The sequence below is a fragment of the Curtobacterium sp. YR515 genome, assembly GCF_900113095.1.
GTDB lineage: Bacteria > Actinomycetota > Actinomycetes > Actinomycetales > Microbacteriaceae > Curtobacterium.
The window spans coordinates 216,951-232,319 of sequence record NZ_FOOD01000003.1 but is presented as its reverse complement, the minus strand read 5'-3'; the positions used below and the strand labels follow the sequence as shown (position 1 = coordinate 232,319).

At 72.4% G+C, this 15,369-nt stretch carries 11 protein-coding genes; 1 reads left to right on the top strand and 10 read right to left on the bottom strand.

All coding sequences use genetic code 11. From position 1 onward, the window contains the following. Window positions 1-22: 22 nt before the first annotated feature. From BM028_RS09225 to BM028_RS09180, 10 genes are all read right to left on the bottom strand, one after another. Window positions 23-1,021 (bottom strand): ABC transporter permease, encoded by a 999-nt coding sequence (locus BM028_RS09225; RefSeq protein WP_071295586.1) that lies wholly within the window; start codon window positions 1,019-1,021, stop codon window positions 23-25. After that, a complete protein-coding gene (locus BM028_RS09220) occupies window positions 1,018-1,956 on the bottom strand; it encodes an ABC transporter permease (RefSeq protein ID WP_071295585.1) in 939 nt (312 codons plus the stop codon). Before BM028_RS09220 ends, BM028_RS09225 begins: the two co-directional genes overlap by 4 nt. After that, window positions 1,953-3,641 (bottom strand): dipeptide ABC transporter ATP-binding protein, encoded by a 1,689-nt coding sequence (locus tag BM028_RS09215; RefSeq protein WP_071295584.1) that lies wholly within the window; start codon window positions 3,639-3,641, stop codon window positions 1,953-1,955. Before BM028_RS09215 ends, BM028_RS09220 begins: the two co-directional genes overlap by 4 nt. After that, complete coding sequence (locus BM028_RS09210) at window positions 3,638-5,305, bottom strand: ABC transporter substrate-binding protein (protein ID WP_092386129.1); 1,668 nt, start codon at window positions 5,303-5,305, stop codon at window positions 3,638-3,640. Before BM028_RS09210 ends, BM028_RS09215 begins: the two co-directional genes overlap by 4 nt. Window positions 5,306-5,685: 380 nt before the next feature. Beyond that, window positions 5,686-6,558, bottom strand: a complete 873-nt coding sequence (locus BM028_RS09205; RefSeq protein ID WP_092386127.1) for a hypothetical protein — start codon at window positions 6,556-6,558, stop codon at window positions 5,686-5,688. A gap of 97 nt (window positions 6,559-6,655) precedes the next feature. After that, a complete protein-coding gene (locus tag BM028_RS09200) occupies window positions 6,656-7,915 on the bottom strand; it encodes a D-arabinono-1,4-lactone oxidase (RefSeq protein WP_092386605.1) in 1,260 nt (419 codons plus the stop codon). 10 nt (window positions 7,916-7,925) lie between these two features. After that, window positions 7,926-9,467: an L-arabinose isomerase gene (gene araA, locus BM028_RS09195; RefSeq protein WP_092386125.1), complete on the bottom strand. Its 1,542-nt coding sequence runs from the start codon at window positions 9,465-9,467 to the stop codon at window positions 7,926-7,928. After that, window positions 9,464-10,162, bottom strand: coding sequence for an L-ribulose-5-phosphate 4-epimerase (locus BM028_RS09190; RefSeq protein ID WP_092386123.1), 699 nt, complete (start codon window positions 10,160-10,162; stop codon window positions 9,464-9,466). The genes araA and BM028_RS09190 overlap by 4 nt, the downstream gene beginning before the upstream one ends. Beyond that, window positions 10,159-11,892: a xylulokinase gene (locus tag BM028_RS09185; RefSeq protein ID WP_092386121.1), complete on the bottom strand. Its 1,734-nt coding sequence runs from the start codon at window positions 11,890-11,892 to the stop codon at window positions 10,159-10,161. The genes BM028_RS09190 and BM028_RS09185 overlap by 4 nt, the downstream gene beginning before the upstream one ends. 268 nt (window positions 11,893-12,160) lie before the next feature. Then, on the bottom strand, window positions 12,161-13,210 hold the full coding sequence (locus tag BM028_RS09180) for a LacI family DNA-binding transcriptional regulator (RefSeq protein ID WP_070418201.1): 1,050 nt from the start codon (window positions 13,208-13,210) through the stop codon (window positions 12,161-12,163). Window positions 13,211-13,375: 165 nt separating this feature from the next. Here BM028_RS09180 and BM028_RS09175 point away from each other — a divergent pair, with 165 nt between their 5' ends. Then, complete coding sequence (locus BM028_RS09175; protein ID WP_092386119.1) at window positions 13,376-15,367, top strand: glycoside hydrolase family 127 protein; 1,992 nt, start codon at window positions 13,376-13,378, stop codon at window positions 15,365-15,367. Window positions 15,368-15,369 lie beyond the last annotated feature (2 nt).

Here is a 15,369-nt window from a genome sequence, read left to right as displayed (position 1 = left end):
CGGCCCGGCCGCGCCGCGCCCCCTAGGCCCGGCGGCGCACCCGCGGGTCGACGAACGCGTACACGACGTCGACGATCACGTTCGCGGTCACGATCAGCAGCGCCGAGAACAGCGTGAACCCCACGACGACCTGCAGGTCGAGCGTGTGCACCGCGTCGATGAGCAGCGCACCGAGCCCCTGCATCGAGAACACCTTCTCGGTGATGACGGCACCGCCGAGCAGCGACCCGAGGTCGAGCCCGAACAGCGTCACCACCGGGAGGATCGCCGTCCGCAGCCCGTGGCGCACGACGACCTGGCGTTCGCGGAGGCCCTTCGCACGGGCGGTCCGGACGAAGTCCTGCGACATCGACTCGAGCATCTCGCCCCGGGTCAGCCGGGCGTAGATCGCCGCACTGATGAACGCGAGCACGCACCACGGCAGCACGAGGTGCGTGAACCACCCGACGGGATCGTCCCCGAACGCGACGTAGCCGCTGGTGGGCAGGACGCCGAGCACGAACCCGAACAGCAGGATCGCCAGCAGCCCGACGAGGTACGACGGCGCGGACACCCCGGCAACGGCGATCGTCATGACCGTGCGGTCGACGTACGTGCCTCGGCGCAGGGCCGACAGCGCGCCACCGGCCACCCCGGCGACGAGCCAGAGCACGGCTGCGCCGACGGCGATCGACGCGGTGACGGGCAGGCGCGTGAGGATGAGGTTCGTGACGCTGTCGTGGAGCTGGAACGAGTACCCGAAGCAGGGCGCCGCGCAGTGGATGACGGAGGCGCCGGACCCGAACGTCCGCCCGGTGAAGATGCCCGCGAGGTACGCGCCGAACTGGGCGATCCACGGCTTGTCCGTCCCGAGGAACGCCTGCACCTCGCGCAGCCGGTCCGGCGTGCAGGGCTTGTCGCAGATCGCGCGCGCCGGGTTCGTCGGCAGCAGCATGAACAGGGCGTAGGTGATCGCGGCCACGACGAGCAGGACGACTGCTGCGCCGAGCACGCGGATAGCGATGAAGCGGAAGGTGGTCACCGGTTGCTCCTCCGCGGGTCGAGGGCGTCGCGCAGGGCGTCGCCGAGCACGTTGAACGCCAGGGTGATGAGGAACAGCGCCAGGCCCGGGAACACGAGGTACATCGGGTCGGTCTGCACCCAACCGATCGCGTCGCCGATGCTGCGACCCCACGACGGCGTCGGCGGGGTGACGCCGACGGCGAGGAACGACAGCGCGGCCTCGGCGCCGATCATCGACGGGATCGAGATCGTCGCGTAGACGGTGATCGTCGCGGCGAGGTTCGGCAGCAGCTGCGTCCGGATGACGTGCCAACGCCCGGCGCCCATCGCGGTCGAGGCGACGACGTAGTTCCGGGTGACGAGCGACAGCGTCTGCCCGCGCACGACACGGGCGACCGAGGGCCACCCGAAGAACCCGATGACGAGGACGACGAGCACGGGCTTCGGGAACGACGTCGGGACGATCGCGGTCAGGGCGATCATGAAGACGAGCGACGGGAAGCCGAAGATGACGTCGACGACGCGGGAGAGGACGCGGTCGTACCAGCCGCCGAAGAACCCGGTCGTCACGCCGACGAGCACGCCGATGACGATCGACACGATCGTCGCGGCGATCCCGATGCCGAGCGAGGTGCGGGCACCGTAGGTGACGATCGCGAACAGGTCGCGCCCGGTCAGGGGCTCGACCCCGAACCAGTGCTCGGCGCTGATCCCGCCGCCGACCCCGCGCGGGGCGCCGAACGAGTTGAGCGCGTCGATGTGGTACCCGTACGGGTCCTGGCCGGTGACGGCGGCGATGAGCGGCGCCGCGAGCGCGACGACGACGAACACCACGATGACGACCGCGGACGCGACCGCCCAGCGGTCCTGACGCACGCGGCGGACGACGGCGCGGAAGCCGGTGCTCCGGTTCGCGGCTGCCGCGACCGGACGGTCGACGACGTTGGCGGTCACGAGGCCACCCCTTCCCACGCACGCCAGGCCTCGCGGCGGGCGGCCTGTCGCGCCGGGTCGGCGACGGGCGCTGCCGCGAGGAGCATGCGCGTGTAGTCCTGCTGCGGATCGTCGAGCACGGCGTCGGTCGTGCCGCGCTCGACCACGCGGCCGTCGTGCAGCACGACCACCTCGTCGGCGAGCTGCCGCACCACGGCGAGGTCGTGGCTGATGAGGAGCATGCCGAAGCCGAAGTCCTGCTGCAGTGCCGCGAGGAGGTCGAGCACGGCGGCCTGCACGGTGACGTCCAGCGCCGAGGTCGGTTCGTCGGCGATCACGAGCGCGGGCCGGAGCGCGAGGGCCCTGGCGACCGCCACGCGCTGCCGCTGCCCGCCGGAGAGCTGGTGCGGGAAGCGCTCGGCCCACGACGGGTCGAGCTGGACCGCCACGAGCAGCTCGCGGACCCGTTCGGCACGGTCCGCCGCCGAGGCCGTGCCGTGCACGAGGAGCGGCTCGGCGATGCTCCACCCGATGGTCTGTCGCGGGTTGAGCGAGGACGCGGGGTCCTGGAAGACGATGCCCACCCGGCTGCGGAGCTCGCGCAGGCGTGCACCACGAGCGGTGCGGAGGTCGCTGCCGTCCACCTCGACGGACCCCGCGACGACCGGCACGAGACCGGCGAGCGCACGTCCGATGGTGGACTTGCCGGACCCCGACTCCCCCACGAGTCCGAGCGTCTCGCCCGCGCGGAGCGTCAGGTCGATGCCGGAGACGGTCGGGTCACCGCGGCGCGCGTAGCGCACGGCGACGTCGCGCAGCTGCGCGACGAGGGGCCGGGAGGCGCGGCTCGTCTCCGTCTCGTCGGCCGGCGCGGTGGACGCGACCGTCGCACCGTCCGCAGCGTGCGGTGCGGAGGTGGGTCGCGCCTCCAGGGCCGGTACCGCCGCGAGGAGTGCCCGCGTGTACTCGGCGTCCGGGTGCGCGAACACCTCGGCGACGGTCCCGTGCTCGACCGGGTCGCCGCGCCGCATCACGAGCACCTCGTCGGCGACGTCCGCCACCACGCCCATGTCGTGCGTGATGAGCAGCACGGCGAGGTCGCGCTCGCGACCCAGCGTGCGGAGCAGGTCGAGGATGCCCGCCTGCACCGTGACGTCGAGCGCGGTGGTCGGCTCGTCCGCGATGAGGGCGACCGGGTCACCGGCGAGGGCCATCGCGATCATCGCGCGCTGGAGCTGGCCGCCGGAGAGCTCGTGCGGGTAGGCCTTCCGGATCCGCTGCGGGTCCGGGAGCCCCGCGGCGCGGAGGAGCTCGTCGGTCCGCGCGGACACACCGCGTCGGTCGAGGTCCGTCGGGTGCGCCGTGATCGCCTCGGCGATCTGGGTGCCGATCGAGAGCACGGGGGTGAAGGAGTTCATCGGCTCCTGGAACACGACGCCGATGCCGGCCCCGCGGACCGCTCGGAGCTCGTCGTCCGACGCCCCGACGAGCTCGGTGCCGCGGAAGCGGATGCTGCCGGTGACGCGGGCCTCCGGCGGGAGCAGGCCGAGCACGCTCATCGCGCTGACGGACTTGCCCGAGCCGGACTCGCCGACGAGGGCGAGCACGCGGCCGGGCGTCAGGGTGAAGGAGACGTCACGCACGACGGGCTCCGCGTCGCCGAACGCGACGTGGAGCCCCTCGACCTCGAGCAGCGGTGCACTCACTTGGCGAGCGAGACCTTGAGGTAGTTCGGGTACGCCGGGAAGTCCGCGATCTGGAAGTTCTGCACGTTCGAACCGGCGAGGAAGGACTGCTTCGCGTAGGTGAGCGGGACGATCGGGGCGTCGGCCATGATCTTCTTGTCCGCCTCGGCCCAGAGCTTCTGCGCATCCTGCTGGTCGATGGTGCCCGTCGCCTGCTCGATCAGGGCGTCGACCTCGGGGTTGCTGTACTTCGAGACGTTGTAGCCGCCCCCACCGATCTGCGACGAGTCGTACAGCGGCTGGATGTTGGCGTTCGCGCTCGGGAAGTCCGGCTGCCAGCTGAACATCGCGAGGTCGAAGTCGTCGCCGTCCGTCGTCGCCGTGTAGAACGAGTCGATGTCGAGCGGCTTGAGCGTCACGGTGATGCCCGCGCGCTTGAGGCCGGCCTGGATCGCCTGCGCCTCGGCCAGGTTCGCCGAGTCGTTCTGCGTGACCAGGGTCAGCTCGAGGTCCGAGACACCCGCTTCCTGCAGGAGCTTCTTCGCCTTGGCCACGTCACCGGTGGCACCGGGCTCGTACAGGTCGTACTGCTGGCGCCCCGCGATGCCGGGCGTGATGAGCGTCGTCGCGTAGGAGCCGGCGAGGGCACCACCGGCGGCGATCCGGTACGACTTCTTGTCGACGGCGTACTGCAGCGCCTGCCGGACCTTGAGCTCCTTGAGCGAGCCCTTCTGCGTGTTGATCGCGAGGTAGTTGATCGGGCCGGCCTTCGAGGTGGCGAGGCGGTCCTGGGCGGCCGGGTTCGAGCGGACCTGGTTCAGCTCGGCAGCTCCGAGGTACGTCGCGCCGAACGAGTCCTTCGCGTCACCGTTGTCGGCGATCAGCGTCTGGGTGACGGTCGACGGGTCCTGGCTCTCCTTGAACACGACCTTCGACGGGCCGGCGGTGCGGACGTCGTCGGTCTTCGCGCTCCACTCCTCGTTCCGCACGAGGGTGATCTGCGAGCCCTGCGTGTTGGACTGCACCTCGTAGGGGCCGGAGGCGACGGGCTTGGCGTCGTACGCACCGGTGTCGGTGCCGTCGCCCTCGGGGACCGGGGCGAACGCGGGCATCGACACGATCCACGGCCAGTCGCCGTACGCCGCGTTGAGCTTGAAGACGATCGTCGAGTCGTCCGGGGTCTCGATGCTGTCGAGGGTCTTGCCGTCGAACGGACCCTTGTAGCTGTCACCGCCGACGAGGAGCGACTTGTGGTAGCTCAGGCCACCGGTGAGCGTCGGCGCGAACGAGCGCTCGATGCCCCACTTGATGTCCTTCGTGGTGATCTCGGTGCCGTCCTGGAACTTCAGCCCCTTCTTGAGGTGGTAGGTCCAGGTCTTGCCGCCGTCGCTCGAGTCGCCGGTGTTCGTCGCGAGGTCGGGGACGACCTTGGCCGTCTTGCCGGGCTCGACGTCCCACGCGGTGAGACGACGGAGCACGAGGCCGAGCGTCGTGATGTTGAGGTTCTGGCTGGTCGCCGGGTCGAGGTGCACCGCGGTGGCCGTCGTCAGGATGTTGAGCGTGCCGCCCTTGGAGGTTCCGCCCGAGGCGTCGTCCGAGGCGCCCCCGCCCGAGCAGCCGGTGAGGACCAGGGCTGCAGCTGCGGCGACCGCAGCGGTGATGGTCAGGCGGTTCGGGCGTCTCATGACGGTGGTGCTCCTCGTGGGGAAGTGGTGGTGCGCAGCCGTGGGGTGGCCACGACGTGTCGCCGCGCCCCGGAGCCCGCGCGGGCTCCGGGTGTCGGGGCGTCGGCTGTCGGGGCGTCGTCCATCCTGACACCGCGATCGGACGGTGTCCGAATCCCGGGCACGGCCGACGTCGCACGGCGTAACGGTCCAATCGCCGTGCGACCACCGTCTATTCCCGATGCGTCGTCCTGCGGGCAGCCGGCCCGGGAGGAGCCTCCTCGGGCGTCACCGATCGAACCGCTGCGCAACCGGGTCCGCGCGGTCTTCTGGGCGAGTGACCGTCCTGGTTCGCGATCCCCGGGGATCGCGAACCAGAACGGTCACCACTCACCACCCGATCAGCGGTCGAACAGCCCGCCGAGGAAGTCGTTGCCGAGGTTCGACGCCTGCTCACCGAGCCCACCGAGCAGCTGCTCGCCCTCGCCCGCGAGTCCCTCGACACCACCGCCGAGGTCTCCGAGTCCGAGGTCGCCGATCCCGGCGGCGATGCCCTCGAAGTCGACGCCGAGGTTCGCGGCCTCGGCCAGCACCGGCCCCGCGGCCGCGCTGAGCACCGCGCCACCGGCGACCGCTGCGCCCAGACCGCCGAGCGCCATCGCACCGGCGCCGACCGCTGCCCCGCCGGCGAACGCTCCACCGCGGCCGCGCCCCGCCGATCCGCCGCCGCCCAGGACACGTCGGACGAGTCCGGGCCGAGCGACCTCGCCGCGGGTCATCGCGCGGGCCATCCCACCGGCGGAGTCGTCGCGGAGGTGCTCGTGCGGCGGCAGCTCGGAATTCAGGCGGTTGCGGATCTGCTGGCGCTGCGCGGGGGTGAGCCGGGCGAAGGCGTCGTGGTGGACCTGCTCGAGCTGCTCCGGCGGGGCGGTTCGCAGCAGGTAGTCGTACTTGGCGATCGCGACCTGGTCGGAGTCGGCCGACCCGTGCTGCTGCTGGCCGTGCTGCTGCTGGCCGGGCGCCTGGCCGTACGGCTGCTGCTGCTGTCCGTACGACTGCTGCTGCTGTCCGTACGGCTGCTGCTGCCCGTGCTGCGCCTGCTGGTTCCGGTCGTCCCCGGTCAGCTTGTCCGCCGCGCTCCGGACGATGCCGCGCCAGTCCGTCCCGCCCTGCTGCTGCCCGGCGCCGGCCGCGGGTCCCGCCTGCCCGCGCTTCTGGAGCTGCTTGTCGATGACCTTGCCGGCCATGCCGATGATGCGGTTGAGGTTCGCCATGCCCCAACCTTTGTGATCGCACATGTGAGCGCTCAGGAACGCCCCGGTGGATCGGCCGGAGATGTCATCCGAAGCCGCTGGGAACGCCGACTCCCGGTCAGGTCAGGATGCGCGCGAGGAACGCGTTCCGGAACCGCCCGGTCGGGTCGAGGTCACGGGCGAGCGCCGCGAAGTCGGACAGCCGCGGGTACACCTCGTGCAGCCGCTCGGCACTCGCCGCCGACACCTTCCCCCAGTGCGGGCGGGCGTCGAACGGCGCGAGGACGTCCTCGATCCGCTCCACCGCGGCTGCCACCGCGCTCGCGTCCCGCCGGAACGTGAAGTGGATGCCGACCGACTGCCGCTCCGAGGACGGTGCGAGCCACGCGGTGTCGGCGGCGATCGTCCGGACCTCGGCCGCGATGAGGATCGGCGCGAACAGCGACTCCAGGGGTCGGAGCGCCTGCAGAGCGTCGGCCGCGGAACCGGCCGGCAGCAGGTACTCCGCCTGGATCTCCGCCCCGGTCGACGGCGTGAACGAGGACCGGAAGTGCGGGAGTCGCTCGGACCAGGGCCCCGGCACGCCGCCCTGCTCGGTGACGCCGGCGGGGTCGTTCTCCCCCGGGTGCACCGGGCCGTCGGCGGGACGGGCACCGAGCGCGACGAGGTCGACGGCCGGTGCCGCTTCGCCCACGCGGTGCTTGACCCAGACCTGCCGGGCCCCGCGGTCGTCGAACGAGGTGAACAGCGACACCGAGTACGCGTCCGACACGACCTCGTCGAAGTGCTCCGCGACGGCGTTCCACGGCAGGTCGAGGTGCACGGTCGTGGCGACCTGGAAGGTGGGCTCGATCGCGAGCTCGACCGCGGTGACGACACCGAGCGCGCCGAGGGCCACCCGGTGCGCGTCGAGGGAACTGTCCGGTGTCGACGCATCGACGAACGCCAGGTCTCCGGAAGCGCGGACGACCTCGAGGCCGACGACCGCCTGCGCGAGCGACGGGTTGCGGACGCCGGAGCCGTGCGTGCCGGTGGCGACCGCGCCGGCGGTGGAGATGTGCGGCAGGGAGGCGAGGTTCGCGAGTGCCCAGCCCCGCGCCTCCAGGCCCGCGGCCACCTGGCTGTGGATCATGCCGGCGGCGACGCGCACGACCCGCCGGTCCTCGTCGATGTCGAGCACCGGCGGCAGGTCCGCCAGCGACACCTGGAGCGCGTCCGTGTCGGCGATCGTGTTGAACGAGTGCCGTGACCCGAGCGCCGTCAGGCGCGGCGTCGACGCGACGAGCTGCTGCAGCTCGTCGACCGACGTCGGGCGCGCCAGGCCGGACGCCCGGTAGGTGACGTTGCCCGCCCAGTTCGTCCGCGTCGTCGCGCTCACGGTCACGAGCCTAGAACCCCCGGTCGAGACGGTGCCACGTCTGCTGGAGGCGCAGCTCGTCGCGGAACCCGCGCTCGGTGGTGTGCTCGTCGATGACGAGGAACTCCGTGCCGACCATGGTCGCGAAGTCCTCGACCACCTGCAGGCCGACGGCCGTCGTCATGACGGTGTGGTGGGCGGCGCCGGCGGTGAGCCAGGCCTCGGCGGCGACGGGGAACGACGGGCGCGGCTCCCAGACGGCGCGTCCGACGGGCAGCTTCGGCAACGCGGCGGTCGGCGGGACGACGTCCACGACGTTCGCCGTGAGGCGGAAGCCGTCGCGGGTGTCGGAGAGGGCGACGACGACGGCCTCGCCCGCGTCCGCGGTGAAGACCAGGCGCACCGGGTCGTCCTTGCCGCCGATGCCGAGCGGGTGGATCTCGAGCGTCGGCTTCGTGGTGGTGAGGGTCGGCGAGACCTCGAGCATGTGCGCGCCGAGGATCTTCTCGGCACCCGGCGTGAGGTCGTACGTGTAGTCCTCCATGAGCGACGCGCCACCGGGGAGGCCGGCGCCGGCGACGTTCATCGCACGGACGAGGACGGCGGTCTTCCAGTCGCCCTCGGCACCGAAGCCGTACCCGTCGGCCATCAGGCGCTGCACGGCGAGGCCGGGCAGCTGCTTGAGCGTGCCGAGGTCCTCGAAGTTCGTGGTGAACGCCGCACTGCCGTTCCCGGCGAGCAGGGTGCGGAGGCCGATCTCGATGGCGGCACCGTCGCGGAGGGACTGGTGGCGGTCACCGCCGTCACGGAGCGACGGGTCGACGTCGTAGTCCTGCTGGTAGGTCGCGACGAGCGCATCGACCGCTGCCGTGTCGGCTTCCGCCGAGGCGACCGCCTCGGCCAGCTCGTTGACGGCCCAGGTGTTCACCTGCACGCCGAGCTCGATCTCCGCCTCGGTCTTGTCGCCCTCGGTGACCGCGACGTACCGCATGTTGTCGCCGAACCGGGTGAGCTCGAGCTCCCGCACGGCCGCGGCACCGGCGGCGGCGCGGGTCCAGTTCGCGACCCGCTGCTGGACACGGGGGTCGGAGACGTGCCCGACGGCGGTGGCGTGCCGGACGCCGAGGCGCGCCAGGGCGTACCCGAACTCGCGGTCACCGTGCGCCGCCTGGTTGAGGTTCATGAAGTCGAAGTCGATGTCCGACCACGGCAGCGTGACGTTCGCCTGGGTGTGCAGGTGCAGCAGCGGCTTCGTGAGCGCCTGCAGGCCGCCGATCCACATCTTCGCGGGGCTGAACGTGTGCATCCACGTCGTCACACCGATGACCTTGTCGTCCGCGCTGGCCTCGATGAGGGCGCGCCGGATGCCGTCGGCGTCCTTCAGCACGGGCTTCCAGACGAGCTTCACCGGCACGTGCGGTGCCAGCGTCTCGTGCACGTGCTTGCTCTGCGACTCCACCTGGCGCAGGGTCTCCTCGCCGTACAGCCCCTGGGACCCGGTGAGGAACCAGACCTCGTAGCCCGCCAACGTCTCGGCGGGGTCGACGACGTGCGTCGCGGTGTCGTGGGTCACTGGAGTGCTCCTTCGGGGGTCTGTCCGTAGACGTTCTGGTAGCGATCGAAGAGTCGGTCGATGTCTGCTTCGGCGATCGGGACGACGTCCCCGCCCTGCTTCGCGATGTGCACGGTCCGGGCGACGTCCTCGCACATCACGGCGGCCTTCACGGCGTCCTTCGCGTCGCGGCCGATCGTGAAGACGCCGTGGTTCTGCATGAGCACCGCACGCGAGCGGTGGCCGGCGAGGGTCTCGACGATGCCGTGTCCGATCGAGTCGTCGCCGATGATCGCGAACGGCCCGACCGGGATCGGTCCGCCGAACTCGTCCGCCATCGCGGTGATCACGCACGGGATGGGCTCCGCCCGTGCCGCCCACGCCGTCGCGTACGTCGAGTGGGTGTGCACGACGCCGCCGACCTCCGGCATGTTCCGGTAGACGTAGGCGTGCGCGGCGGTGTCGGAGCTCGGCCCGTGGCTGTTCTCCCAGCCGTCGGCCGGCACCCCGTCGAGCGTGCAGACGACCTGGTTCCCGGGGGTCAGGTCGTCGCTGGACACGCCGCTCGGCTTGATGACGAAGAGGTCCGTGCCCGGCACCCGCTCGGAGACGTTGCCGCCGGTCCAGATCACGAGGCCGTAGCGGACGAGTTCGCCGTGCAGGCGGACGACGCGTTCGCGGGTGGCGGCGACGGCCTGCTGGGTGTCGGTGGTCATCGGGTCGGCTCCTTCTCGGCCTGGAGGCGCGGCTCGCCTGCCGTCGTCGGCTCGGCTCCGGGGGTGGTCGCGCTGGCGCTGGTGTCGGTGCTTGCGGGGGTCGCTTCGGGGCGGGTCGCGGCGGCGGCGACGTCCTGGACGGGCAGTGCCCGCCGGTAGCGCCCGAGGTACGTCTGGAACCCGTCGACGTCGGCCGGCTCGGGCTCGGCCACGTGCACGGCGTCGCCCCCGAACACCGTGTCGGCGAGGAAGTCCGCCAGGTGCTGGTCGGTGTGCTCGAGGTAGGCGGCGAGCACCGCGATCCCCCACGCACCGCCCTCGCCCGCGGTCTCCTCGAGCGCGACGGGCACGCGGAGGGCGGCTGCGAGCAGGCGTTGCGGTGCGCCGGGCGTCCGGAAGAGCCCGCCGTGAGCGGTCATCCGGTCGACCTGGACCTCCTCGCCGTGCAGGACGTCCATGCCGATCGCGAGGGTGGCGAAGGCACCGTGCACCTCGGAGCGCACGAGGTTGCCGAGCGTGAAGCGTGCGTCCGGGGTCCGGAGCAGCAGGGGTCGGCCGTCCTCGACGTGCGTGACGGGTTCCCCCGCGAGGTAGTTGAAGGAGAGCAGGCCGCCGGCGTCGGGGTCCGCGTGCTCGGCTTCGGCCAGCAGCGTCGCGTACACGGTGTCGATGTCCGGTGCCGTGCTGCCGGTGCGCTCGCTCGCGGCCTCGGCGAACCGGCCGAACACGCGCGCCCAGCTCGCGATCTCGCTCGCACCGTTGTTGCAGTGCACCATCGCGACGGCGTCCCCGGAGGGCGTGGTGACGACGTCGAGCTCCTCGTGCGGGGTCGAGAGCGGGTGCTCCAGCACGACCATCGCGAAGATGCTCGTGCCGACGCTGACGTTGCCCGTGCGCGGTGCGACGGCGTTCGTCGCGACCATGCCCGTGCCGGCGTCACCCTCGGGCGGGCAGAGGGGAACACCAGGGAGCAGGGTGCCGGACGGGTCGAGCCACGCGGCGCCCTCGGGGGTGAGGGCTCCCGCGTCGTCCCCGGCGACGAGCACCTCGGGCAGGAGCGCCCGGAGGTCCCCGACCCCGATCAGGTCCTCGGCCGTCCGGAGCATCGCGCCGTCGTAGTCGCGCGTGCCGGGGTCGCCCGGACCGCTGTCCGCCGGGGTGCTGTCGATCGGGAAGACACCGCTCGCATCGCCGACGCCGAGCACGTCCCGCCCCGTGAGCCGTCGGTGCACGTACCCGGCGAGGGTCGTGACGCTCGCGAGGTCGGCGACGTGCGGCTCCTCGTCGAGGACGGCCTGGTACAGGTGCGCGATGGACCAGCGCAGCGGGATGTTGAAGCCGAGCGCGTCGCTGAGCCGTTCGGCGGCGGGGCCGGTCGAGGTGTTGCGCCAGGTGCGGAACGGCACGAGCAGCTCGCCCGCGGCGTCGAACGCGAGGTAGCCGTGCATCATCGCGCTCACGCCGGCGGCGCGGAAGGTCGTCGGGGTGACGCCGTACTGGGCCTCCACATCGGCCACGAGGGCGGCGTAGGCCGCGCGGAGTCCGGTCTCGACGGCCTCGAGCGAGTACGTCCAGCGCCCGTCGACGAACTCGTTCTCCCACTCGTGGGCACCCGCGGCGATGGGGACGAGGTCCTCGTCCACGAGGCACGCCTTGATGCGAGTGGAGCCGAGCTCGATCCCGAGCGTGGTGCGGCCGTCCACGACCTGCTGCCTGCGGTCGTCGCCCATGCGTTCCTCCAGAACCTCGTCGTCCTCCGTGAGCGCTCACATCCTGGCACGTGAGCGCTCACTCCCGCAACGCCGCCACGCCCGCGCCCGCCCAGGTTGCACGAACCGCCGCTCGCCGCCGCACGCCGCCGCCCGCCCGCGCTCGGCGAGGTCGCACGAACTGCCGCTCGCCGCCGACCCGCACGGCACGTCGTGCGACCTGACCGACCAGGCCACGGCGAGTCGTGCGACCTCGGCCCGCCCGCCGGCTGGCGCGCCGCGCGGGGCCCTACGCGCCGACGGTGCTCTCGCGGACGACCAGGGACGGGGTCACGGTCGCGGACGCCGCAGCGCCCCCGTCGATGAGGTCGAGCAGCGCCCGACCGGCCACGCGCCCGAGCTCCTCGAGGCGCAGGTCCACCGTGGTCAGCGGCGGCCGGCTCGCGAGCGCCATCACGTCCCAGTCGTCGAACCCGGCGACCGCGACGTCGTCCGGCACGGACAGCCCGAGCTCCCGCAGCCGATCGCACACGCCCCGCGCGATCTGGTCGCTTCCGCAGACGATCGCGTCCACGCCGAGCGCACCCGACCCGGACGCCGCCCCGGCCCCGGTCCCTGCCGACGCGAGCCCCACGCCCCGCGCCAGCACGTCCACCGCCTGCCGCCCCCACCGCTCCGACCACTCGCCGTACAGCGGTTCGGCCACGAGGCTCGCGCCGAGCACCTCGGTGGCGCCGGACACACGCCGGACCGCCGACCGGTGCCGCTCGGGCCCCGTCACGATCGCCACCCGCCGACGCCCGGTCGACAGCACGTGCGCGGCGACGGCCGCCGACCCGGCGGCGTCGTCGAGCGTGACCGACACGTCGTCCGGGTCGGTCGAGGGCGTGAACGCGTACACGACCGGGATCGGCACGTCGATCGGCGGCCGAGCGTCGGCGGAACGGCCGGTCACGATGATGCCGTCGACCCCGCGGGCGGCGAGCGAGCGGAGGTAGTGGGCCTCGCGCACGTGGTCGTCGCGGGTGTCGCACAGCAGCACGGCCATCTGCCCGGCGGAGAGGGCGTCCTCAGCGCCGAGCAGCACCGGGATCGAGAACCGGCCGAACGAGTCCGTCGTGATCATGCCCACCGTGTAGGTCCGTCCCGAGGAGAGCGCGCGGGCCCGGGCATCGCCGACGAACCCGAGCTTCTCGGCGGCGTCCTTCACCCGGGCGCGCGTCGACTCCCGGAGCTGCCCGGTGCCGTTCAGGGCCTTCGAGGCGGTGCCGATCGACACGCCGGCGAGCGCCGCGACGTCGGTGATCCGGACGGTCCGCCCAGCGCGCTCCAGTGTCACGGCAAACCCCTTTCCGGATGCGGGAAACTGACCACGACTATACGCACGATGTGAGAAGACGCCCTTGCGCGCCTCCGGGTCGTGTCGTAACGTCCTCCGCAGAAACCGTTTTCCGGAACCAGCACGGAACCGGACCCGGCCTGAGTCACATCGCAAGGAGGCGACATGACCACCACGCTCGCGACCGACAGCCGCGCGCACACCGCGACCCCGGTCCTCCCGACCGCGGACGCGCACCTGACGCTCCGACCGCTGCCCACGGGCGACGCCCGGATCACCGGCGGCTTCTGGGCCCTCCGACAGGAACGGAACGGCCGCGACGCTGTCCGCGGCGGGTACGCCCTGCTCGAGGCGGCCGGGAACTTCCGGAACCTCCGCATCGCCGCCGGTCTCGAGGAGGGCGACGCGACCGGCCCGATCTTCATGGACTCCGACGTCACGAAGTGGCTCGAGGCGGTGGCGTGGGAGTACGGGCGGGCCCCCGCCGAGGACCTGCTGGAACTCCAGCGCGAGGTCACCGCCCTGTACGCCCAGGCGCAGGCCGACGACGGCTACCTCGACTCCGTGCAGCAGATCCGGGGGAAGGGCGAGCGGTACACGGACCTCAAGTGGAGCCACGAGATGTACTGCGCCGGACACCTGTACCAGGCGGCCGTGGCGCAGCACCGCGCGACCGGCGACACCGGGCTGCTCGACGTCGCGATCAAGAACGCGGACCACCTCGTCCGCACGTTCGGCGACGGGACCGCCCCAGACGGCACGCCGAAGACCCGCGACGTCGACGGCCACCCGGTGGTCGAGATGGGCCTCGTGGAGCTCTACCGCGAGACCGGCAACCGCGAGTACCTCGACCTCGCGCACTGGTTCGTCGACGCCAGGGGCACCGGCATCATCGAGCGCGCCGGCGGCGAGCCGACGTACTTCTCCGACCGGGTGCCGAGCCGCCAGGCGACGACCGTCGAGGGCCACGCGGTCCGCGCGGTGTACCTCGCGGCCGGCGCCGTGGACGTCGCGATCGAGACCGGCGACACCGAGCTCCTGACCGCGAGCGAGACGCAGTTCGCGGACATGATGGCCACGAAGGCGTTCATCACCGGGGGCCTCGGCGCGCGCTGGGACTGGGAGGCGTTCGGCGATCCGTACGAGCTCCCGACCGACCGTGGGTACGCCGAGACCTGTGCGGCCATCGGCGGGATCCAGTGGGCCTGGCGCCTGCTCCTCGCGACCGGGAAGCCCGTGTACGCCGACGCGATCGAGCGCCTGCTGTACAACGCGTTCCTCGCGGGCGTGAGCCTCGCCGGCACCGAGTACTTCTACGTCAACCCGCTGCAGCAGCGTGACCACGCGCACCAGGACGAGAACCGCTCCCCCGCGCACGGCCGCCGCGGCTGGTTCGACTGCGCCTGCTGCCCGCCGAACATCATGCGGACGTTCGCGAGCCTCGACGGCTACCTCGCCACCGCGACCGACGGCGGCCTCCAGCTGCACCAGTACGCCACGGCCTCGCTCGGCCCGGTCGACGTCGAGACCGGGTACCCGCACGACGGCCGCGTGGTCGTCACGGTCACCGAGGACGGCCCGCTCGCCCTCGGCCTGCGGATCCCGTCGTGGTCGGACACCACGACCGTGCAGGGTCCGGACGGCACGGCCAGCCCCACCGCGGGCACGCTGCACGTCATCGACCGCGAGTGGACGGCCGGCGACACCGTCGAGCTCGTCTTCGACACGACGCCGCACCGGTACGTCGCCGACGCCCGGATCGACGCCGCACGCGGGCAGGTCGCCATCGAGCGCGGACCGCTCGTGTACGCGGTCGAGCAGGCGGACCAGCAGGGCTTCACGGTCGACGACCTGACGGTCGACGCCGACGCGCCGATCACCGAGGAGCGCCAGGACGGGCTCCTCGACGGCGTCGTCACGCTGCGCGTCGCCGGACACGCCCCGGCCGAGCACGCGCAGGCAGCGTGGCCGTACCGTCGACTGGACGGTCCAGGAGGAACGGATCACGCAGGTGCGGCGACCAGCGTCGACGACGCGGCCGGGTCCACGGCGGCCGCCACGCGCCTCCAGGACGTCACCGCCACCGCGGTCCCGTACTACGCCTGGGCGAACCGCGGAGCCGCGCCGATGCGCGTCTGGCTCCCGCTGGCGCGGTGACA